The 20,942-nt window shown below is 65.4% G+C and carries 20 protein-coding genes; 12 read left to right on the top strand and 8 right to left on the bottom strand.

The genetic code is table 11. From position 1 onward, the window contains the following. Position 1: 1 nt before the first annotated feature. The 5 genes from KP010_RS13450 to KP010_RS13430 all read right to left on the bottom strand — a co-directional run bounded on the left by KP010_RS13450 (position 2) and on the right by KP010_RS13430 (position 6,062). Entirely contained in the window at positions 2–892 is an 891-nt protein-coding gene (locus KP010_RS13450; protein ID WP_108915376.1) for a dienelactone hydrolase family protein, read from the bottom strand. A gap of 16 nt (positions 893–908) precedes the next feature. Further along, the gene (locus tag KP010_RS13445) at positions 909–1,322 is read right to left on the bottom strand and encodes a hypothetical protein (protein ID WP_142862767.1); all 414 of its coding nucleotides are present in this window, start codon (positions 1,320–1,322) and stop codon (positions 909–911) included. Between the two features lie 75 nt (positions 1,323–1,397). Continuing rightward, on the bottom strand, positions 1,398–2,855 hold the full coding sequence (locus KP010_RS13440; RefSeq protein ID WP_216280960.1) for a DUF1501 domain-containing protein: 1,458 nt from the start codon (positions 2,853–2,855) through the stop codon (positions 1,398–1,400). 17 nt (positions 2,856–2,872) lie between these two features. Then, positions 2,873–5,200: a DUF1549 and DUF1553 domain-containing protein gene (locus KP010_RS13435; RefSeq protein WP_142862769.1), complete on the bottom strand. Its 2,328-nt coding sequence runs from the start codon at positions 5,198–5,200 to the stop codon at positions 2,873–2,875. A gap of 220 nt (positions 5,201–5,420) precedes the next feature. Beyond that, positions 5,421–6,062: a helix-turn-helix domain-containing protein gene (locus KP010_RS13430; protein WP_142862770.1), complete on the bottom strand. Its 642-nt coding sequence runs from the start codon at positions 6,060–6,062 to the stop codon at positions 5,421–5,423. Between the two features lie 300 nt (positions 6,063–6,362). On the opposite strand from KP010_RS13430, the gene KP010_RS13425 reads away from it, so the two are divergent. Next, on the top strand, positions 6,363–6,857 hold the full coding sequence (locus KP010_RS13425; protein ID WP_142862771.1) for a heme-binding protein: 495 nt from the start codon (positions 6,363–6,365) through the stop codon (positions 6,855–6,857). 38 nt (positions 6,858–6,895) lie between these two features. Here KP010_RS13425 and KP010_RS13420 read toward each other — a convergent pair whose 3' ends face one another. Beyond that, the gene (locus KP010_RS13420) at positions 6,896–7,861 is read right to left on the bottom strand and encodes an LLM class flavin-dependent oxidoreductase (RefSeq protein ID WP_246659825.1); all 966 of its coding nucleotides are present in this window, start codon (positions 7,859–7,861) and stop codon (positions 6,896–6,898) included. Between the two features lie 282 nt (positions 7,862–8,143). On the opposite strand from KP010_RS13420, the gene KP010_RS13415 reads away from it, so the two are divergent. The 8 genes from KP010_RS13415 to KP010_RS13380 all read left to right on the top strand — a co-directional run bounded on the left by KP010_RS13415 (position 8,144) and on the right by KP010_RS13380 (position 16,936). After that, positions 8,144–9,619, top strand: coding sequence for an amino acid permease (locus KP010_RS13415; RefSeq protein ID WP_142862773.1), 1,476 nt, complete (start codon positions 8,144–8,146; stop codon positions 9,617–9,619). Between the two features lie 4 nt (positions 9,620–9,623). Further along, complete coding sequence (locus KP010_RS13410) at positions 9,624–11,045, top strand: deoxyribodipyrimidine photo-lyase (RefSeq protein ID WP_142862774.1); 1,422 nt, start codon at positions 9,624–9,626, stop codon at positions 11,043–11,045. Positions 11,046–11,103: 58 nt separating this feature from the next. Next, positions 11,104–12,210: a c-type cytochrome biogenesis protein CcmI gene (ccmI, locus tag KP010_RS13405; protein WP_142862775.1), complete on the top strand. Its 1,107-nt coding sequence runs from the start codon at positions 11,104–11,106 to the stop codon at positions 12,208–12,210. A gap of 1 nt (position 12,211) precedes the next feature. Continuing rightward, on the top strand, positions 12,212–12,658 hold the full coding sequence (gene ccmE, locus KP010_RS13400; RefSeq protein WP_142862776.1) for a cytochrome c maturation protein CcmE: 447 nt from the start codon (positions 12,212–12,214) through the stop codon (positions 12,656–12,658). Then, positions 12,655–14,616: a heme lyase CcmF/NrfE family subunit gene (locus tag KP010_RS13395; RefSeq protein ID WP_142862777.1), complete on the top strand. Its 1,962-nt coding sequence runs from the start codon at positions 12,655–12,657 to the stop codon at positions 14,614–14,616. The genes ccmE and KP010_RS13395 overlap by 4 nt, the downstream gene beginning before the upstream one ends. 182 nt (positions 14,617–14,798) lie before the next feature. Continuing rightward, positions 14,799–15,278 carry a cytochrome c-type biogenesis protein gene (locus KP010_RS13390; RefSeq protein WP_185966481.1) on the top strand — a complete coding sequence of 160 codons (480 nt, stop codon included), beginning with the start codon at positions 14,799–14,801 and terminating at the stop codon, positions 15,276–15,278. 90 nt (positions 15,279–15,368) lie between these two features. Continuing rightward, positions 15,369–16,520, top strand: a complete 1,152-nt coding sequence (locus tag KP010_RS13385; RefSeq protein WP_142862779.1) for a DNA cytosine methyltransferase — start codon at positions 15,369–15,371, stop codon at positions 16,518–16,520. A gap of 5 nt (positions 16,521–16,525) precedes the next feature. Next, the gene (locus KP010_RS13380) at positions 16,526–16,936 is read left to right on the top strand and encodes a very short patch repair endonuclease (protein WP_142862780.1); all 411 of its coding nucleotides are present in this window, start codon (positions 16,526–16,528) and stop codon (positions 16,934–16,936) included. Positions 16,937–16,985: 49 nt separating this feature from the next. On the opposite strand, the gene efp is transcribed toward KP010_RS13380, so the two are convergent. Then, positions 16,986–17,555 (bottom strand): elongation factor P, encoded by a 570-nt coding sequence (efp, locus tag KP010_RS13375; protein WP_108915389.1) that lies wholly within the window; start codon positions 17,553–17,555, stop codon positions 16,986–16,988. Between the two features lie 213 nt (positions 17,556–17,768). Here efp and epmA point away from each other — a divergent pair, with 213 nt between their 5' ends. From epmA to msrA, 3 genes are all read left to right on the top strand, one after another. Continuing rightward, positions 17,769–18,806: an EF-P lysine aminoacylase EpmA gene (gene epmA / locus KP010_RS13370; protein ID WP_216280959.1), complete on the top strand. Its 1,038-nt coding sequence runs from the start codon at positions 17,769–17,771 to the stop codon at positions 18,804–18,806. 80 nt (positions 18,807–18,886) lie between these two features. Then, positions 18,887–19,204 carry a hypothetical protein gene (locus KP010_RS13365; RefSeq protein ID WP_108915601.1) on the top strand — a complete coding sequence of 106 codons (318 nt, stop codon included), beginning with the start codon at positions 18,887–18,889 and terminating at the stop codon, positions 19,202–19,204. A 72-nt stretch (positions 19,205–19,276) separates the two neighbouring features. Beyond that, the gene (msrA, locus tag KP010_RS13360; RefSeq protein WP_305799960.1) at positions 19,277–19,870 is read left to right on the top strand and encodes a peptide-methionine (S)-S-oxide reductase MsrA; all 594 of its coding nucleotides are present in this window, start codon (positions 19,277–19,279) and stop codon (positions 19,868–19,870) included. A gap of 30 nt (positions 19,871–19,900) precedes the next feature. On the opposite strand, the gene mepA is transcribed toward msrA, so the two are convergent. Continuing rightward, a complete protein-coding gene (gene mepA / locus KP010_RS13355; RefSeq protein ID WP_166141373.1) occupies positions 19,901–20,815 on the bottom strand; it encodes a penicillin-insensitive murein endopeptidase in 915 nt (304 codons plus the stop codon). Positions 20,816–20,942: the final 127 nt, after the last annotated feature.

Below are 20,942 nucleotides of genomic sequence, written 5' to 3'. Positions count from 1 at the left end.
GTCAGGCGCGCAGACGCGCGTTGAAGAAATCGACGGTGCGCTTCCAGGCGAGCTCGGCGGCCGCGGCGTCATAGCGCGGCGTCGTGTCATTGTTGAAGCCGTGCTGCACGCCCGGATAGACGAAGGCCTGATAATCGACGTGAGCGGCTTTCAGCGCCGTCTCATAGGCGGGCCAGCCGGCGTTGATGCGATCGTCGACGCCCGCATATTGGATGAGCAGCGGGGATTTGATCTTCGCGACCTCCTCGGCCGGCGGCTGCGCGCCATAGAAGGGAACGCCGGCGGCGAGGTCGGGCAATTTGGTGGCGAGGAAATTCACCACGCCGCCGCCATAGCAGAAGCCCACAGCGCCGACCTTGCCATTGCCGAGCGGGGAATTCTTCAGCGCGCCGAAGGCGGCGATGAAATCATTGCGCGTCTTCGGCTGATCGAGCTTTTGGAAGAGCTGGCGCGCCTGGTCCTCGTCGCCGGGATAGCCGCCGAGCGGCGCCAGCGCATCCGGCGCGAAGACGATGAAATCGGCGAGCGCGAGGCGGCGGGCGATATCCTCTATGTGCGGATTGAGACCGCGATTTTCGTGGATCACCAGCACCGCCGGCAATTTGCCCTGCGGCTTGGCGGGCTGCACGAAATAACCCTTCGCCACGCCATTGCCCTCCGGCGAGGGAACCTCGATCGTCTTGCCGATGATGCGCGGATCGTCCTTCTTGACCACTTCCGCCTCGGCGAAGCGCGGCTGCAGCTCCTCGAGGAAGGCCGTCGCGGCCGCGGCGCCGATGGCGAATGTCTTGGCGCCTTCGACGAAGCCGCGGCGATCGATGTCGCCATGCACGAAGAGATCGAAGAGTTTCAAAATTCCGGGCGGGAACTCGTTTGCGGTCTTACGCGTCATCGAAATTTCCTCTGGCTCAGCGTGCGAGACGGGGCTTGTAGATTTCATGGCAGGATTTGCAGACTTGCGTCGCCTCGCGCGCCGAGGCGGCTGCGGCTTCGAATTCGCCGATGTCGACCTTGGCGACGACATCCGCGACGAGGCGCGCGCCGTCGCGGGAGATCGCCACGGCGTCGTCCTTGCCGCGCTTGGCGAAATAGTCCTCCGTATAGCGAAATCCATCGAGCAGCACTTCCGCATCCTCTTTCGCCGCCTGCGCATTTTGCGCGGTGATGTCCGGCTCGAAATATTTGATGGTCTTTTCGAGATCGCGCATCAGATCGTCGTCGTAATCGCGCAGGTCCAGCGCCGCCAGCGCCGGCGTGGCGACGAGGATGGCGCAGAGCGCCGAACGTGTGAGGAAAATGCGATAGGCGGGATTGCGGCTCATGACGCTGCTTTGAAATCCTGCTCGAGGTTTTCGAATGCGGGGCGCGCCGGAGCCCCATGGCTCCGGCGCCTCTCGTCAGGCGAGAATGTCGTTCACGACCTTGCCATAGACGACCGTCGGACGCTCGGCGCGGCCGGCGCGCAGATAGATCGTCTTCAGATGATCGAGGCCGAGGAGCTGCAGCACAGTTGCGTGAAGGTCATAGGTGTCGACCGGATTCTCGACCGTCTTGAGGCCGAGCTCGTCGGTGCGGCCATAGGTGAGGCCATGCTTCAAGCCGCCGCCGGCGAGCCATTGCGTATAGCCCCACGGATTATGATCGCGCCCATCGCCGCTCTGGCCGTAGGGCGTGCGGCCGAATTCCGACGTCCACACGACGAGCGTGTCGTCGAGCAGGCCGCGCGACTGCAGATCGGCGAGCAGGCCGGCGACCGGCTTGTCGATCGCGCGCGCATGATTGCCGTGATTGCGCTCGAGCGCGCGATGCGCATCCCAGCTGGCGTCGTCGCCCTGGCCGAGCGCATTGATCGGGCCGGACACGACATGCACGAAGCGCACATTGCGCTCGACGAGACGACGGGCGCGCAGCAGCACCGTGCCCATGTTGACCGTCGCCTCATTGTCGAGGCCGTAGAGCGCCTTCGTGGCCTCGGTTTCCTTGGAGAGATCGACGGCCTCCGGCGCGGTGGCTTCCATACGATAGGCGAGATCGTAGGAATTGGTCCGCGCCGCGAGCTCGCTGTCGTCGGGGCGCACGGCGGAGCGAAGATCGTTGAGCCGATGCAGGAGGTCGAGGCTCTCGCGCTGCTGCTCCAGGCCGATCAGCTCCGGCGGCGCCTGATGCAATATCGGCTGCGCGCCGGGACGGAACGCCGTGCCTTGATAGACCGCCGGCAGAAATCCCGAGCTCCAATTGACCGAGCCGGCGCGCGGCTCGCGCTGGCCGCCATAGAGCACGACATAGGGCGGCAGATCTGGGTTCGCGGCGCCGAGCGCATAAGCCACCCAGGCGCCGAGCGAGGGACGGCCGGGGCTCAAATCGCCGGTGTTGAGCTTCAAGATCGAAATGTCGTGCGTGGCGCCGACAGTGACGCTGGATTTGACGAAGGTCAGCTTGTCGGCGTGCTGGGCGAGATTGGGCAGGAGGTCGGAGAACCAGGCGCCGCTCTCGCCATATTGCTTCCAGCTGCGCTTGTTGGAGACGAAGAGCTTGCCGACGCCGCCCTGAGTCGAGGTCTTGATGCCCTCGAGGAAAGAGGCCGGAGTGTCCTGCCCGGCGAGCCGCTCGAGCTCGGGCTTGTAGTCGTAGAGATCGAGCGTGCTCGGCGCGCCGTCCATATGCAGCCAGATGACCGATTTCACCTTGGCCGGGAAATGCGGCTGCGTGGCCGCCAGCGGATCGACGAAGCTCGCGGCGTTGGCCTGCGGAACGCCGAGCCAGCCGCCGCCGGGCATCATGCCGCCGACGGCGAAACCACCCACTCCATAGGCTGCGCTGCGCAGCCATTCGCGACGCGATGTCTCGATGAGCATTGTCTGCTCTCCCTGGTTCAGAAGCGATAGACGAAGTCGTTGCTGTTCACGACGGTGTGCACGAGATCGACGAAGGCCGACGCCCGCAGCGGATCGACGAAACGCGCTTTCGTCGTCACTGGAACGGCGAGCGACAATTTGCCGTTCTCCGCCTTGGCGGCGATCGTCTTTTGATGCTGGTCGAGGAAGGCGTTCAGCGCCTTCGTCTCCGCCTCGCTCGGCTTGCGACCGAAGAGGACCAGATAGAGCCGCTCGATCTGCGCGCGCTCATTGTCGCCCGCCTCCTCGATCACCCGGCCCGCGAGCGCCTGCGACCATTGGAAGACGAGATCGCTGTTGTAGAGCGTCAACGCCTGCAGCGGCGTCGTCGTCACATCGCGCTTGCTGTGGATCTGCTGCGGATTCGCCATGTCGAAGGTTTCCAGCAGCGGATAGGGCAGGCTGCGCCGCGTGAAAATATAGAGACTGCGACGCACGTGATCCTGCGGGTCCTTCGAGGTCGTCCAGGAAGGATCCGTATTGTTGAAATTGCCGCTGCCGACGAGATTGGCGGGGATGGGCGGAAACACGCTCGGTCCGCCGACGCGCTCGTTCAGATGGCCGGACGCCAGCAGAATGGAATCGCGAATCTCTTCCGCCTCGAGACGCTTGCGCGGGAAGACGGCGAGCAGCTTGTTCTCGGGATCGGCCTTGGCGACATCCTCACGATAGTCGGAGGATTGACGATAAGTCGCCGAGAGCAGGATGGAGCGATGCAGCCGCTTCACACTCCAGCCGTCCTTCACGAAAGTGAAGGCGAGATGATCGAGCAGCTCCTGATTGGTCGGCTTGTCGCCGGCCTTGCCGAAGTCACTGACCGTGCCGACGATTCCCTTGCCGAAATATTGGTTCCAAACACGATTGACGAAGACGCGGGCGGTGAGCGGGTTCTTCTCGCTCACCAGCCAATCGGCGAGCGCGGTGCGGCGGCCGGAGGAGGTCGCCGTCGGCTTTATGTCCGGCGTCTCGCTCGTCATCGCATCGGGGAAGGCGGGCTGCACCTCCTCGAGCGGCTTCTCGTGATTGCCGCCGAAGAAAATATAGGTGGGCGGCGCATCGCTATGGCCGAGCTCGGTGGCGGCGGTATAATTGAGCGAGCCCTTGTTCGAGCGCACATTCTGGAACTTGCGCAGCTCTTGGGTCAGCTTTTGATATTCGTCCGCCTTCTCGACGATCTCCTTGCTGTGCTCGGGCGCGCTCTTGTCATCGGCGGCATAACGCAGAAAACCGGCGAGGGCGGCGTCGTTCGTCACCGAATCGAGACGGTGGTTGACCCAGCGGTCCAATGCGGTCCATTGGTCCTTCGGCTTGAAGATCGATTCGCGGCTGTCGGTGAGATAGCGCTCCTTGTGATATTTGAGCGCCGCCTCGCGGACCGAGTCGATGATCTCCTTCTGCCGCGCGCGAATGGCCCTGGTCGCCTCGTTATAGACGGCCTGCTCCTTCTGGAATTCGGCTTCCACCTCGCCCTTCTTGGCCGGCAGCCGCTCGTCGAAGGCGGTGTTGGCGAAGAAGGCCTGCAGCGAGTAATAATCCTTCTGCGTGAACTTGTCGGTCTTGTGATTGTGGCAGCGCGCGCAGCCGACCGTCGTGCCGAGGATCGCCTGGCCGACCGTGTCCACTATATCCGTCGTGATCTGATATTTGCGCTGCACCAGATCGCGCGAATTGCTGTTGTCCGGATAGCCGGCGAGAAATCCGGTCGCGACCAGGGCCTCCTGATCGCCCGGCGCGATCTCGTCCGCCGCGATCTGCTCGCGGATGAATTGCGAATAGGGCTTGTCCGCGTTGAAGGCGCCGATCACATAATCGCGGTAGCGAAACATGTTGAGGCGATTATTGTCGTTCTGGAAGCCGGCGCTGTCGGCGTAGCGCGCGAGATCCAGCCACAGCCGCGCCTGCCGCTCGCCGTAGCGCGGCGAAGCGAGCAGACGATCGACGAGCGTCTCATAGGCGTCGGGGCTGGCGTCGCTCTCGAAAGCCGCGACCTCTTCGGGCGTCGGAATGAGGCCCCAGGCGTCCAACGTCGCGCGGCGGATGAAAGTGGCGCGATCGGCCTCCGGCGACGGCGTCAGTTTGCGCGCTTCGATCTTCGCGAGCACGAAGGCGTCGAAGGACGCGCGCGCCCAATCCTTCTTTTGCACATCGGGCGCGAAGGGCTGATAGACCGGCTGCCACGCCCAATGCGGCTTGCTCGCGCGCGGCGAATCCTGGGCCGGAGCCTTCTGCTCCTCGGCGATCGCGAGGGCGGCCACGGAGGCGCTCAACATCATTGCGATCACGGATCTTTTCAATGTCTTCGTCATGAGCCCGCAACCCTCGTTTCTCTACGGCCTATCGACTGCATGTGCTTTCGTAAGAGGTAGCCTCTGAATTCCGCGACATGCACGGCTAATTTCCGATGCTGTAAGTGGAGTTTAAGCGGGGCGATTCATAAAGTCTACAAAAAAGACAGGATTATGGTCGAAATTTTGCCCGCTCCACGCCGCCGCTGTCACGACGTCGGGCGCAGCCGCATTCCCTCGATCAATCGTCGATCGTCGCTTCGGGGTCTGCGTAGGACATCACCAAAAACATTATCGCCGGCGTCTCGCCGAGATTGCGATAGCTGTGTGGCACGTCGGCGAGGAAATCGACCGCATCGCCCGCTGCGAGTCGCACCGGCGGCTCACGTCCCGCGACGATCTCGATCTCGCCCTGCGCGATGACCAGCGTCTCCTTCGCGCCCGGCGCATGGGCCTCGGCGCGCTCGCGATGCAGCGGCGCTATGGTGACTTCGTAGAACTCCACAGGACGCGCGCTGTCGTAAGGAAACAAAGGGCGGGACAGAAAATTTCCGTCCTGCGATCCGATGACCTGCGGGCTGGCCTTGCGCATCACGAGCACGCCGCTGCGCTCCTTCGCGGCGACGAGGCTTCCGAAGGGAACGCCGATCGCATTGGCGATACGCCACAGATGCGCGATCGTCGCCGCCGTCGATCCGTCCACGATCGCGCGCAGCTCCGCGGCGTCGACGCCGCTCAATTCGGCGATGCGCTCCAAGCTGCGTCCCTTGCGCGTGATCAATCGCTCGAGCCGCCGCGCGACCGTATCTGCGAGGCGCTCGGAATTTTCCATCCCACTGCGGAGCGGCGGTTCGGCGACGGCGGAAGGCTTCGATTTCGTCATCTATAAATCCCATTTGGAACATATTTTGTAATGGGCGATTTCGGCCGTGGTCAAGCATTTTTGGCCGCATCGTTCGACGATGGCGCCGCATCCGCGTACAACGAATTATCCTTCTTTTATTGGGTATAATGAGAGAATTATCGTCTCGCAGCGCCGACGCTCGAAGAATGGGAGCCGCGCAGCCAAACCCTAGCAAATCGCTTGACTTGAAATATAGTCTATAGCAATTATCGATTTATCGTCCCATTCGGGTTCGATCGAGACATTCCGTCACGACATCGCGCATTCCCCGGAGTGACTATGAAGTCGAAAATCCTCGCCTCTTTCGCCGCCGCCGGCGCGCTCATTGCGACGCTCGCTCCCACCCATGCCGAACTCGTCACGCAGAAAACTCTTTCGACGCCGATCGCGCTCGCCATCGCGCAGACCGCTTATGACGCCTGCTATCAGCAGGGCTATCGCATTTCGGTGACGGTGGTCGGCGAGCAGGGTCAGATTCTCATCGCCATTCGCGGCGACGGCGCCTCGCCGCATACTTTCGAAAACAGCCATCGCAAGGCCTACACCTCGCGCACATTCCGCACGCCGTCGGGCGAATTCGCGCAGCGGGTGAAGGACAATCCGACGACGAGCGCCGTGCATCTCGCCAATGTGATCGCGGCGCAGGGCGCTCTGCCGATCAAGGCGGGCGATGTCGTGATCGGCGGCGTCGGCGTCTCCGGCGCGCCGGGCGGCGACAAGGACGAGGCCTGCGCCAAGGCGGCGCTCGACAAAGTCGCCGATCAGCTCAAGTGAGAAATAGCGAGAGCCGCTGGCGGGAAGCGGCTCCCGCCTCAATCCACCGGCAGGCGCAGACGGATTTCGTCGACGAAGGCCGCGAGGCAGCGCTTCACCGTATCGAATTGCGCGCTCGTCGGAATGACCGCGATTCCATGCACGCCGAACTCCTCGTTCAGCCTGTTCACATGGTCGGCGACCTCCTTATAGCTGCCGACCAGCGACATGGACAAAAGCGCCTGCGGATCGAGCGCCTCGCCGACGCGCGTCGCATTGGCCTTGGCGCAATAATCCTCGAGATAGGGCGTGGCGATCGACACCGCCTCGTCGCGTTCCTGCGTCGCAAAGCCGAAACGCGCCAGAATGAGACGCGGATCGCCCTCCGGCGCCTCGCTTTTATAGATGTCGAGAATGCGACGTAGCTCTTCATTGCCGCAAGTCGCCGCGGCCATGAGCCCATAGCCCTTGCGCGCGGCGAGACGAATCGTGCTCTCCTCGGTCGTCGCGATCCAGCTCGGCACCTTCTGCTCGGGCCGCGGCGCGAGGCTCAGCTTCTCGACCGAGAAATATTTGCCCTTATGCGTGACCTCGCTCTCGGCGAACAGGCGCTCGACGAGCTCCAGCGCCTCCAGCCCGCGCGCATTGGCGTCTTCCGGCGCAATGCCGAAATCGACCGTCTGCTTGGGAAAATCCGCGCCGCTGGCGACGCCGAAATTGAAGCGCCCCTTGGTCAGGAGATCGATGCTGGCGACGTCTTCCGCGAGTTGGACCGGATCGTGCAGCGCCGGCAGGAAGGACGCCGAGCCGATGCGCGCGCGCATGGTGACGCCGGCCGCATAGCCGAGCATCACCGAGCAGGCGCCGCTCGGAAAATAATCGTCGAAATGATGCTCGGCGAACCATATGTCGTCGAAACGCATTCGCTCGGCTTCGCGCACCAATATGAGCTGGCGCGTCAAGGCGCGGCCGGCCTCCGAGGTCGGATTGTCGAACAGGCAGAGATAACCAAAACGCGGATTCATCGCGCCGCTCCAGCTGGCCCGGCCGGGCGCCGGGGGAGTATCGGCGAAGACTTGCAACAACCGAGCCGCGCGCGAGCGCCTCGGCGTTTCGCGACCGAAACCGCACGATTCGGCTCTTTCGGCGAAGTCGCGCGGCGGCCCGCGTCGGAAACACGACAATTCCGCCATGGCTCCGGTCGCGCCTGCGCCTCTTGTATCCTATTCACAGCGCAACCATAATCGCGGCCCGATCACGGGCTGCGCGATTTCGCGTCGGCGCCGATGCTGAGAAGGGGTCTCCTCGTGGTGCAAGACACGACGACCGGCGCGCCTGCGCCGACGCGCAATTTTTTCGCTCGCAAGAGCGTAGATGAAATTCTCGCCGAGAATCATCTCGAGGACGGCGGCAATTTCGCGCGCGCGCTCGGGCCCTTCTCGCTCACCGCGCTCGGCATAGGCGGCATCATCGGCGCCGGCATTTTCGTGCTCACCGGCACTGTGGCGGCGAAATTCGCCGGGCCGGGCGTCGTCTTCTCCTTCGCGCTCGCCGGACTCGCCTGCGCCTTTGTCGCGCTCTGCTATTCCGAGCTCGCGGCGCTCATTCCCGTCGCGGGCAGCGCCTACACCTATACCTACGCCACGCTGGGCGAAATTTTCGCCTGGATCATCGGCTGGGATCTGGTGCTCGAATATGGCCTCGGCGCGGCGACTGTCGCGGTCGGATGGGCCGGCTATTTCAACCGCGTTCTGCATGGATTGGGAATTGATTTGCCGCCGGAATGGACGACGGCCTATTTCGCCGATCCGAGCCATGCGGGCGCGGCGGCCGGCCATGGCGTCTTCAACCTGCCGGCGGCGCTGGTGGTGCTGGCGCTCTCTCTGCTGCTCGCGCGCGGCACGCACGAATCCTCGCGCTTCAACAATTTCATCGTCTTTGTGAAGCTCGCCGTGGTGCTGATCGTCATCTTCTTCGGCGTCTCCTATATCGATCAGGCGCATTGGACGCCTTTCGTACCGGAGAACACGGGCGAATTCGGCCATTTCGGCTGGAGCGGCGTGTTGCGCGGCGCCTCCGTCGTCTTCTTCTCCTATATCGGCTTCGACGCGGTCTCGACGGCGGCGCAGGAGGCCAAGCTGCCGCAGCGCGACGTGCCGATCGGCATCATCGGATCGCTGGCCATCTGCACCATTCTGTTCGTCGGCGTCGCCGCGGTCGCGACCGGCGTCGTCTCCTATACGACGCTCAATGTGCCGGATCCGATCGCCGTGGCCATGGACGCCACCGGCGCCTCCTGGATGGCGTGGATCGTCAAGATCGGCGCGCTCGCCGGCCTCACCACCGTCATTCTGGCGCTACTCTTCGGCCAGACGCGCGTCTTCTACTCCATGGCGCATGACGGCATGCTGCCGCCCGTCTTCGCCAGGCTGCATCCGGTCTATAAAACGCCGGCGATCAGCCAGATCGTCGTCGGCGCGCTGGTGGCGATCGCCGCCGGCCTGTTCCCCATAGAGATTCTCGACGAGATGGTGTCGATCGGCACGCTCTCCGCTTTCGCGCTCGTCTGCGGCGCGGTGCTCTATCTGCGTAGCAAGAATCCGGAGCTGCATCGTCCCTTCCGCGCGCCGGGCATTCCATGGGTGCCGATTTGCGGCATTTTCTCCTGTCTCGCGCTGATGGGCGCGCTGCCGATCGAAACATGGATCCGCCTCTTCGTCTGGATGGCGGCCGGGCTCGCGCTCTATTATTTCTACGGCAGCCTGCGCACCCGCCGCAGGTGAGGCGTTGAGCGCGCCGGCCATAATCTGGTTTCGGCGCGATCTGCGGCTCGCCGACAATTCCGCCCTGAGCGCCGCCGTCGCCTCTGGCGCGCCGCTGATCCCCGTCTTCATTCTCGATGAGAAAGAAGGCGGCGAATGGCGGCTCGGCGGCGCCTCGCGCTGGTGGCTGCACGAGAGCCTCGCCGCCCTCTCGCGCGATCTCGAAAAGCGCGGCGCGCCGCTCACGCTGCGGCGCGGCGACGCGCAGGCGGAGCTGTTGCGCCTCGTCGCAGAGACCGGCGCCGCCGCCGTCTATCGCAGCCGCATCTATGAGCCCTGGGCGACGGAATGCGACGCGCGGATCGACGCGAGGCTGCGCGAAAAAGGCGTCTCGACGCAAAGCTTCGCCGGCGCGCGGCTCGCCGAGCCGGGCTCGATCCGCAATGCGCAAGGGAAGCCATTCCGCGTCTTCACGCCCTTCTGGCGCGCGCTCGCCGAGCTTCTGCAGCCGGCGCCGCCACTGCCCGCGCCGAAAAAGCTCCTCGCAGCGCCTGCCCCCGCGAGCGATCGGCTCGACGATTGGCGGCTGCAGCCGAAAAAGCCGGATTGGGCGAAAGGCCTGCGCGAGAGCTGGCGGCCGGGCGAGGCCGGCGCGCAGCGGCGCCTCGCCGATTTTCTGCGCGATGGCATAGGCGCCTATGCTCTGCTGCGGGATTTTCCGGCGAAAGACGGCGCCTCGCGCCTCTCGCCGCATCTCCATTGGGGCGAGATTTCGCCATTGCAGATCTGGAGCGCGACCGCCGCTGCGCCAGAGGCGGGGCGCAGCGCCTTTCTGCGCGAGCTCGGCTGGCGGGAATTTTGGCGCCATCTGCTCGCCGCCCATCCCGATATGCCGGAGGCGCCGCTCGACAAATCCTTCGCGCACTTCCCCTGGGCGAATGACGCAGGCGCCCTCGCCGCTTGGCGAAAAGGCGAGACCGGCTATCCGCTGGTCGACGCCGCCATGCGCCAGCTGTGGCGCACGGGCTTCATGCACAATCGCCTGCGCATGGTGGCCGCCTCCTTTCTGGTGAAGCATCTGCTGCTTCCCTGGCGGGAGGGCGAGCTTTGGTTCTGGGACACGCTTGTCGACGCCGATCTCGCCAATAATTCCGGCAATTGGCAATGGGTCGCCGGCTGCGGCGCCGACGCCGCGCCCTATTTCCGCATCTTCAATCCCGTGCTGCAGGGCGAGAAATTCGATCCCGACGGCGCTTTCGTCCGCCGTTTCGTCCCGGAGCTGGCGCAGCTCGGCGCCAAATACATCCACAAGCCCTGGGCCGCGCCGGAGCGCATTCTGCGCGAGGCCGGCGTGACGCTCGGCGAGACCTATCCGCGCCCCATCGTCGATCACGCCGCCGCGCGCCAAAGAGCGCTCGAAGCTTTCGCGACGCTCCGTTCGCGGTGACGCACGGAAATTCTATCTCCCTTCCCTCTCAGTCGGATTCCCTCTAAACAGCCGGGCCATGATCTGGCTTCTCTTCGCTCTCCTGACCGGCGCCGCAGTCATGAGCGTGCTATGGCCGCTCGCCCGCAAAAGCGACGCCGCGGACGCCGCCGCCCCCGACATCGCCTTTTTCGAGGAGCAGATCGCCGAGATCGAGCGCGAGAGCGCCGAGGGGCGCCTTTCCGCCGCCGACGCCGAGACCGCGCGGACCGAGGCCGCCCGCCGCCTGCTGCGCGCCCGCGGCGCGAGCTCTGGCGCCGCCGCCTCCTCCCGCCGCAACGCCATTGTGGCGGCGGCGAGCGCGATCATTCTGATCCCCGCACTCGCGCTGCTGCTCTATGGCAAGCTCGGCCGTCCCGATCTGCCGGACGCCTCGCTCGAGGCGCGGCTGGAGGCCAAGCCCGGCCACACCGACATTGCGAGCGCCGTGGCGCGCATCGAGGCGCATCTCGCCGAACATCCCGAGGATGGACGCGGCTATGAGGTGATCGCTCCCTTCTATCTGCGCAATGGCCGCCCGGCCGAGGCCGCCGCCGCCTATGAGAAAGCGCTGCGCCTGCTGGGGCCGACGCCGCATCGCCACAATGCGCTGGGCGAAGCGCGCGTGCTGGCCTCGGAAGGCCGCGTGACGGCGGAGGCCATGAGCGAGTTCGATGCGGCGCTGGCGCTCGACCCGAAATCCGCCATGGCGCGCTTCTACAAGGGCCTCGAGGCGGCGCAGACGGGCGCGCGCGAAAAGGCCGAGCAGATCTGGTCCGAGCTGCTCGCCGACGGTCCAGCCGACGCCCCTTGGCGTCCGCGCGTCGAAACGCTGCTCGCGCAATTGCGCGGCGCGCCTGCGCCCGAATCCGCGCCGGCGAGCGAGGAAGGCGCGAAGATCGCCGCAATGCCCGAGGCGCAGCGAATGGACGCCATTCGCACAATGGTGGAGCGGCTGCGCGGCAAGCTCGAGCAGGACGGCGCCGACGTCGAGGGCTGGCTGCGGCTCATTCGCGCCTATAGCGTGCTGGCCGAGACGGAAAAGGCCAAGACCGCGCTCGACGGCGCCCACAAGGCGCTGGCGCAGGACAAGGATGGGCTCGCCCGCGTCGATGCGCTGGCGCGCGAATTGGGCGTTGGAGGTTGACATGACTCGCAAGGGCAAGAGGCTCGCGCTCATCTCCGGCGCGCTCGCGGTTCTCGCTATCGCCGTCGGGCTGGTGCTGTTCGCGCTGCGCGACAATATCGTGTTCTTCTATTCGCCCGCAGAGCTCGCGCAAAAACATGTCGCGCCGGGAACGCGGCTGCGCATCGGCGGACTCGTCAAGGAAGGCTCGGTGCAGCGCGGCGATGATCGCAATGTCGCCTTCACCGTCACCGACAGAACCGCCGATCTCGGCGTCACCTATAAGGGCCTGCTGCCGGACCTGTTCCGCGAGGGACAGGGCGTCGTCGTCGATGGGACGCTCGGCGCCGACGGCGCCTTTCGCGCCGACAGCGTGCTGGCCAAGCATGATGAGCGCTACATGCCGCGCGAAGTCGCCGACTCGCTGAAGAAGCAGGGCGTGTGGCAAGGCGAAGGGACGAAGAAATGATCGTCGAGACCGGCCATTTCGCGCTCGTTCTGGCGCTGGCTCTCGCGCTGGCGCAGACCATTCTTCCCTTCGTCGGCGCGCGGCTTCGCGATGTGTCGCTGATGCGCGTCGCGCGCCCCGTGGCGGTGGCGCAATTTCTCCTCGTCGCCACGGCCTATGGCGCGCTGACCTATGCGCATGTCGTCTCGGATTTCTCGCTCGTCAATGTGATCGAGAACTCCCATTCCTTGAAGCCGATGATCTATAAAATCTCCGGCGTGTGGGGAAATCACGAAGGCTCCATGCTGCTGTGGGTGCTGGTGCTCTCCTCCTGCGGCGCGGCCATCGCTCTGCTCTCGCGCGCCATGCCGGATGTGCTGCGCGCCGATACGCTCGCCGTGCAGGGATTGATGGGCGCGGCCTTTCTCGCCTTCATCCTGCTGACCTCCAATCCCTTCGCGCGCGTCGCCGATCCGCCCTGGCAAGGGCGCGACCTCAACCCCATTCTGCAGGACCCCGGCCTCGCCATTCACCCGCCGCTGCTCTATCTCGGCTATGTCGGCTTCTCGATCGTCTTTTCCTTCGCCGCCGCGGCGCTGATCGGCGGACGCATAGACGCCGCCTGGGCGCGCTTCGTGCGGCCATGGACGCTCGCCGCCTGGATCTTCCTGACGCTCGGCATCGCAATGGGCTCCTACTGGGCCTATTACACTTTGGGCTGGGGCGGGTTCTGGTTCTGGGATCCGGTCGAGAACGCTTCGCTCATGCCCTGGCTCGCCGGCACGGCGCTGCTGCATTGCGCGGCCGTGATGGAGAAGCGCGAGGCGCTGAAGGTTTGGACGATCTTCCTCTCCATTCTCGCCTTCTCGCTGTCGCTGCTCGGCACTTTCCTCGTGCGCTCGGGCGTGCTCACCTCCGTGCACGCTTTCGCCAGCGATCCGCAGCGCGGCGTGTTCATTCTCGCCATACTCGTCGCCTTCATCGGCGGCGCGCTGGCGCTCTTCGCCTTTCGCGCCAGCGCTCTGCCGACGGGCGGCCTCTTCGCGCCGATCTCGCGCGAGGGCGCGCTGGTCGTCAATAATCTGCTGCTGACGGTCGCTTGCGCGACCGTCGTCATCGGCACGCTCTATCCGCTGGCGCTGGAGGCGCTGACCGGCGACAAGATTTCGGTCGGCGCGCCTTTCTTCGACACGGTGCTGATCCCGATCGCTCTGCCGCTCGTGCTGCTGATGCCGATCGGCCAAATGCTCGCCTGGAAGCGCGGCGATCTCGCCGCCGCGCTGCAGCGCCTGCGCGCGGCTTTCTCGGCGGGCGTCGTCGCACTGGCGGCTTTCGGCGCGCTCTATGGCGCGCCGGCTCTCTCCATCGTCAGCGCGGGCCTCGCCGTTTACCTGGTCATCGGCGCCTTCACCGACATTGCGCAGCGCGCCGCGCAAGGCAATGCGCTCGCACGTTTGCGCGGGCTGCCGCTCTCGGCCTGGGGAACGTCGATCGCCCATGCGGGAATGGGGCTGTCGCTGCTCGGCCTCGCCGCGACCGGCTGGGGCGTCGAGCAGATCGTCGCCATGAAGCCCGGCGTCGCCCAAGAGGTCGGCCCCTATCAAGTCACGATCGAGGACATCGCCTCCCGCGCCGGCCCCAATTATGCGGAAACTTACGCCGTCATGGCGCTGCGCAAGGGCGGCGAGACGATCGCGCGCATAGAGCCGGCGAAGCGCTTCTATCAGGCGCGGCGCATGGCGCGCACGGAGGCGGGCATCGTCACGCTCGGCCTCGGCCAGGTCTATGCGGCGCTGGGCGAGCAGCATGAGGACGGCACGCTGGACGCGCGGCTCTATTACAAGCCGCTGGTGCTGCTGATCTGGCTCGGCGCCGTGGTGATGGCGCTCGGCGGCGGATTGTCGCTCGCCGATCGGCGCCTGCGCATCGGCGTCGCCAGCCGCGCCCGCACGGCTGCGCAGCCACAGGCGGCGGAGTGATGAAATATTTCCACTCGCTCGGGGAGCGCCCCTTCTCCCGCTCGCGGGAGAAGGTGTCGCACGAATGCGCGACGGATGAGGGCGTCGGCGCGGACCCTCACCCGACTCGACTTCGTCGAGCCACCCTCTCCCGCAAGCGGGAGAGGGGAACGCCCTTTCTTTTGTCACTCGCGCTCGGCGCCATGCTCCTGTCTCCCGCTCTCGCGGTGGAGCCTTCCGAAAAGCTCGCCGATCCCAAGCTCGAGGCGCGCGCCCGCGCCATCGCGACCGAATTGCGCTGCCTCGTCTGCCAGAATCAATCCATCGACGATTCCGACGCGCCGCTCGCCAAGGACCTGCGCGTCATCGTGCGCGAGCGGCTGAAGGACGGTGCGAGCGACGCCGAGGTGCGCGATTATGTGGTGGCGCGCTACGGCGATTTCGTGCTGCTGCGGCCGCCGGTGAAGCGAGAGACTCTGCTGCTCTGGGCGGCCCCCGCGCTGGCGCTGATCGGGGGCGTCTGGGCGATCTTCGCTGCGGTGCGCCGCGGGCGTCGGCGCATCGATCCAGCGATGCTCACCGCGGAAGAACGCGCGCAATTGCAGGCGCTGGGCGTGGAGCCCCCTCCCTCTCGAAGCGACGCGGGAGAGGGAAACGGCAAAGGCGACGCGCAACCTTCATGAAGCGCCGAGTCCGCGCTCTCTCCCGCATAGCGGCGGAGGGCTGGACAAGGGGGCATGTCGCAGCCTCTCGAATCGCGCTAGACTCGCCGCATGGACAGACCGAGCTATTACGAATTCTTCGCAGGCGGCGGCATGGCGCGCGCCGGACTCGGCGCCGGCTGGCGATGCCTCTTCGCCAATGATTTCGACTTGAAGAAATGCGAGAGCTATCGCGCCAATTGGGGCGGCGAAGAGCTCTTCCCCGGCGATGTGCGCAAGGTGACGACCGCCGATCTGTCCGGCCGCGCCGATCTCGTCTGGGCCTCCTTCCCCTGTCAGGACCTCTCGCTCGCCGGCGCCGGCGCGGGACTGAAGGGCGAGCGCTCCGGGACCTTCTGGCCTTTTTTCGAGATCGTCAAAGCGCTGCGCAAGGAAGGGCGCCATCCCCCGCTGCTGGTGCTGGAGAATGTCTGCGGCGCGCTGACCTCGCATGGCGGGAAGGATTTCGAATCGCTCTGCGGCGCGCTCGCCGGCGAAAACTATCGCTTCGGCGCGCTGGTCATAGACGCGGCGCTGTTCGTGCCGCAATCGCGGCCGCGCTTGTTCATCGTCGCGCTGCATGGCGATTTCGTAGCCCCCGCCGAGCTGACGACTGCGGAGCCCTCGCCGTTCTGGCATACGCGCGCGCTGCTCACGACGCAGGAGCGTCTGCCGCACGCGCTCCGCGAGAAGTGGATTTGGTGGCGCCTCGCCGCGCCCGCCGCGCGCAACACGCGCCTCGCCGATCTTATCGACGACAGGCCGGAAGGCGTCGCCTGGCATGATCGCGAGGAGACGGAAGCGCTGCTCGCCAAGATGAGCGATCTCAATCGCGCCAAGGTGGAGGCGGCGAAGCGCGCCGGGCGGCGCATGGTGGGAACGCTCTATCGCCGCACGCGCTACGGCGCCGATGGCGTGAAGATTCAGCGCGCCGAGGCGCGTTTCGACGATCTCGCCGGCTGCCTGCGCACGCCCGCCGGCGGCTCCAGCCGGCAATTCGTGCTGATCGTCGAGAAGGGCCGCGTGCGCTCGCGATTGATCTCCGCGCGCGAGACGGCGCGGCTGATGGGCCTGCCCGAGGACTACCAGCTGCCGCGCAATTACAACGAAGCCTATCACCTCACCGGCGACGGCGTCGTCGCGCCCGTGGCGCGCCATATAGCGGCGCATATTCTCGAGCCGCTGCTCACTACGCTGCGCGGCCTCTCGAGAGCAGCCGCCTGACGGCGATGGCGGAAGACCCCGCCAAACGCTCCGCCATCATGCGCGCGGTGAAGTCGCGCGACACCTCTCCGGAAAAAGCCGTGCGCGAGATGCTGCGCGGCTTCGCGCCGCATTACCGACTGCATCGCGAGGATGTGCCGGGCAATCCCGACATCGCCTATGTGGGGAGAAAGCGCGCCATATTCGTGCATGGCTGCTTCTGGCATGGACATGATTGCGCGCGCGGCGCGCGAATGCCGAAAACCAACGCCGATTATTGGCGCGCCAAGATCGCGCGCAATCGCGCGCGCGACATTGCGCATCAGGAAAAGCTCGCGAGCCTCGGCTGGCGCGCGCTCATCGTGTGGGAATGCGAATTGAAAGATCGCGCTTCGCTGGAGGCGAGGCTTCGAGAGTTTTTGGCGAATAGCGAATAGCGAATAGAAGGAACTCTATTCGCTACTCCCTACTCGCTATTCGCTCTCATCAATCCTTCGCGCGCTCGACGTAAGAGCCGTCTTCCGTCTGGATGACGATGCGCGTGCCGGCCTGAATATGCGGCGGCACCATCACGCGGGCGCCGTTGGAGGCGATGGCGGGCTTATAGGAAGAGGAGGCCGTCTGGCCCTTCATCGCCGGCTCGGTCTCGGTGATCTCGAGCGTCACGCGGGCCGGGAGCTGGATCGCCACCGCCGTTCCGTTGAACAACGACAGAATGCAGACCATGCCTTCCTGCAGCCATTGCGCCTGATCGCCGATGACGTCCTTGGGCACGATGACCTGATCATAGGTCGCCGTGTTCATGAAGGTGTAGCCATCGTCATCGCCGAAGAGATAGCTGAAATCCTGATCCTCGACGAAGGCGCGCTCGACCTGCTCGGTGGTCTTGTAGCGGTCGGCGACCTTCACCCCGTCGGCGAGGCGGCGCATGTCGATCTGCGTCGTAGGAGTGCCCTTGCCGGGGAAGAAGCTCTCGGCCTTCAGAACGACATAGAGATGGCCGTCGTCTTTCTCGATGATATTGCCCTTTCGGATCGAACTGGCGATGACTTTCACGTGTTTTATCCTCGATTGCTGGCCGCGTTCGGCCGGTCTATGAACGCCTTGGACTCTTTTCCGATCCGAAGGGATCGGAAAAGAGTCCAATTTGCAGGGAGCGAATTCTGATCACTCGAACGGTCCCGTTCGAGCGGAAAGCGCTCTGATGGCTCGTCCGCGCGTCTCGCGCGGGTCCCGGCCGCCGCCCTCGAACCTATGATGGCCCGACGAATGACGCGAGTGTCGCCCTGGTGGGCCCGGGATGTTTACGCCGATCGCAAGCCATTTCTCAAGGCTCGCGCGAAGATCGCCGCCGCCCTGCGGCAGTTTTTCTCCGCCCAAGGCTTCGCCGAGGTGGAGACGGCGGCCCTTCAGCTCTCGCCCGGCAATGAGACCCATATCAGCGCTTTCGGCGTCGATCTCGTCTCCGATGCGGGCGCGGCGAGCCGGCTCTATCTCCATACGTCGCCGGAGTTTTCCTGCAAAAAGCTGTTGGCGGCGGGGGAGGAGCGCATCTTCACCTTCGCTCGCGTGTTCCGCAACCGCGAGCGCAGCGCCCTCCACCATCCCGAATTCACCATGCTGGAATGGTATCGGGCGCATGAGCCGCCGGAGCGGCTGATGGAGGATTGCGCCGGCCTGCTCGCCGCCGCGGCCGAGGCGCTGGGCGTCGAACGATTCGCCTATAGAGGCGCGAGCGTCGATCCTTATGAGGAGCCGGAGGCGATCTCCTGCCGCGAGGCCTTCGACCGCTACGCCGGCATGGACATCGCCGCTCTGCTCGGCGACCGCGACGGCCTCGCCCGCGCCGCCGCGCTGGACGGGATCCGCGTCGCCGAGGATGATGATTGGTCCGATCTCTTCAGCAAGATTTTGTCCGAGAAAGTGGAGCCGCAGCTCGGCCGGGCGCGCGCGACGCTGCTCTGCGATTATCCGGCGAGCGAGGCGGCGCTGGCCCGGCCCAAGGCGGACGACCCGCGCTTCGCCGAGCGTTTCGAGCTCTTCGCCTGCGGGGTGGAGCTCGCCAATGGCTTCGGCGAGCTGACCGACCCCGCCGAGCAGCGCCGCCGCTTCGAGGAACAGATGGAAAAGCGCGCCCGCATCTATGGCGACCGCTATCCGGTGGATGAGGATTTTCTCGCCGCGCTCGCCCATATGCCGCCGGCGAGCGGGATCGCGCTCGGCTTCGATCGGCTGGTCATGCTGGCCAGCGGGGCGGAGCGCATCGAGCAGGTTTTGTGGACGCCGGTGGCGGAAAAGGGGACGTAGCGGCGCCCCGTAGCCGCCTCCATGGACAGACGCCCCCGCCCATTCTATTCATGAGCCTGCGCATCGGGGTCGAAACCGCCATGCTGAGATTGCTCATTCGTTTTCTCGGTCTTCTCCTCCTCGCCGGCGGATTCGCGGCGCTCATCGTCGACGGCACGCGCTCGCTCGCCGGGGACGGGCTCCATGTCACGCCGCTGAGCGAAGGCGCGGCCGATCTCTTTCCGGCTCAGATGAAGGCTTTCCGCATCGCCTTGGAAGAAAAGGCCCCGCAAATCTGGGCCTCTATCGTCTTCGCGCTTCTGCTCGCGCCTTTGAGCCTCACGCTCACCGGCCTCGGTGGCCTGCTCATTGCTTTGAGCCGCAAGCGCCGCCGGGCGATCGACTATCCTTTACGCTGACCGCCCTTACGCCGCCGGCGCCGCAGGGCCATATCGAGGTCTCGGCGCTCAATGAGCGAAAGGTCGACAGAGATGACCGATCACTTCGTCAATCATCACCCGATCCGCGGTCCCTTCCCGCCGGGGCTGGAACAGGCCGTCTTCGGCCTCGGCTGCTTCTGGGGCGCGGAGCGGCGCTTTTGGAAGCTCGGCGAGAGCGTCTATACGACCGCCGTCGGCTATGCCGGCGGGACCACGGAGAACCCCACCTATAAGGAGGTCTGCACCGGCCGCACCTTCCATGCGGAAGTGGTGCTCGTCGTCTTCGATCCGGCGAAAATCTCCTATGAGGAGCTGCTGCGCGTCTTTTGGGAGAGCCATGACCCGACGCAGGGCAATCGGCAGGGCAATGACGTCGGCACACAATATCGCTCGGCGATCTTCTGCTATTCGGACGAGCAGCTGCGGATCGCCGAGGTGTCCAAGCGCGCCTATGGCGAGGCGCTGGCGGGCCGAGGCTTCGGGCCGATCACGACGCAGATCGCGCCGGCCCCGCACTTCTATTACGCCGAGGAGTATCACCAGCAATATCTCGCCAAGAACCCCGACGGCTATTGCGGCCTCGGCGGGACGGGCGTCGCCTGCCCCGTGGGGCTCGGCGTCGAGCCGGGCGCGAATCCAGGCTGAATTCAATTCACCTATCGCGCCTTCAACGAGCTACTTCGCCTTCAGAACCTGGCGGCATTCGGCGGGCAGCTTGGACATGGTCATGGGCGGCCAGGTCTTGGTCGATTTCTTCGGGTGCAGCGCCTCGTCGGTGAACCACCAGGCGAGGGATGAATCGCAGCCGTCGCCCGCCGGCACGGGGTCCTGATCCTTGCAGCTCTCCGCATCCTTCGGGCAATAGAGCCTTATGTGGAAGTGGTAATTGTGCCCGAACATGGGGCGCACCTTGGCGAGCCAGGAGCGATCGCCGGTCGCCTGCCGGCACAGCGCCCTTTTGATGGCGGCGTTGACGAAGATACGCTGCACCTCCGGCGCGCGCGCCGCCGTGCGCAGAACGGCGAGATGGCCCTCGGTCCAGACCTCGGGATCGATATCGAGCCGATCCTCGCGCACCATATCGGTGGCCGACATCTCCTCCCGCTCGGCGCGCGACAATTCCCGCTGCGGCATGGGGGTGAGCCAAATGTCGGCGTCGAGGCCGATCTGATGCGAGGCGTGGCCGGTGAGCATGGGGCCGCCGCGCGGCTGCGAAATATCGCCGATGAGCAGGCCCGGCCAGCCGGAGGCCTGCGACGCCGCCGGGGCGAGGCGTTGCAGAAAGCCGATGAGCGCCGGATGGCCCCAGAAGCGATTGCGCGACAGGCGCATGATCTGCCAATTCGGACCGTTCACCGGCAGCGCCTCGGCGCCGGCGAGACAGCCATGCGAATAAAAGCCGACCGGATCGGGATCGAGCGGGGCCGGGCCGGTCGCGCGGCCGAACAGCTCCTTGGCGGGCGTCGATGGATCATCGGGATGGGCGAGCGGCGGCAAGGGCTTGGGATCCAGCGTGCCCTTGTCCTGCGCGAAGGCCGGGGCGATCGCGGCGAGCCAGAGAACGAATGCGGCCGATCTCGGTTGGATCATTTTTGCGGCCCTTCGCAGCGATGAGGGGGGAAGGTAAAGCGAGAATCGGTCGGAATCTGGTCGCTTTTCGGTCTTTTCGCCAGTCCGCGCAGCATCGGAAAGAGAAGGCGAATCGAATCGCCTCGTT

This window comes from Methylosinus sp. KRF6 (assembly GCF_018887255.1).
GTDB lineage: Bacteria > Pseudomonadota > Alphaproteobacteria > Rhizobiales > Beijerinckiaceae > Methylosinus > Methylosinus sporium.
The sequence above is the reverse complement of the archived record's forward strand: the minus strand, read 5'-3'. Positions and strand labels throughout refer to the sequence as shown.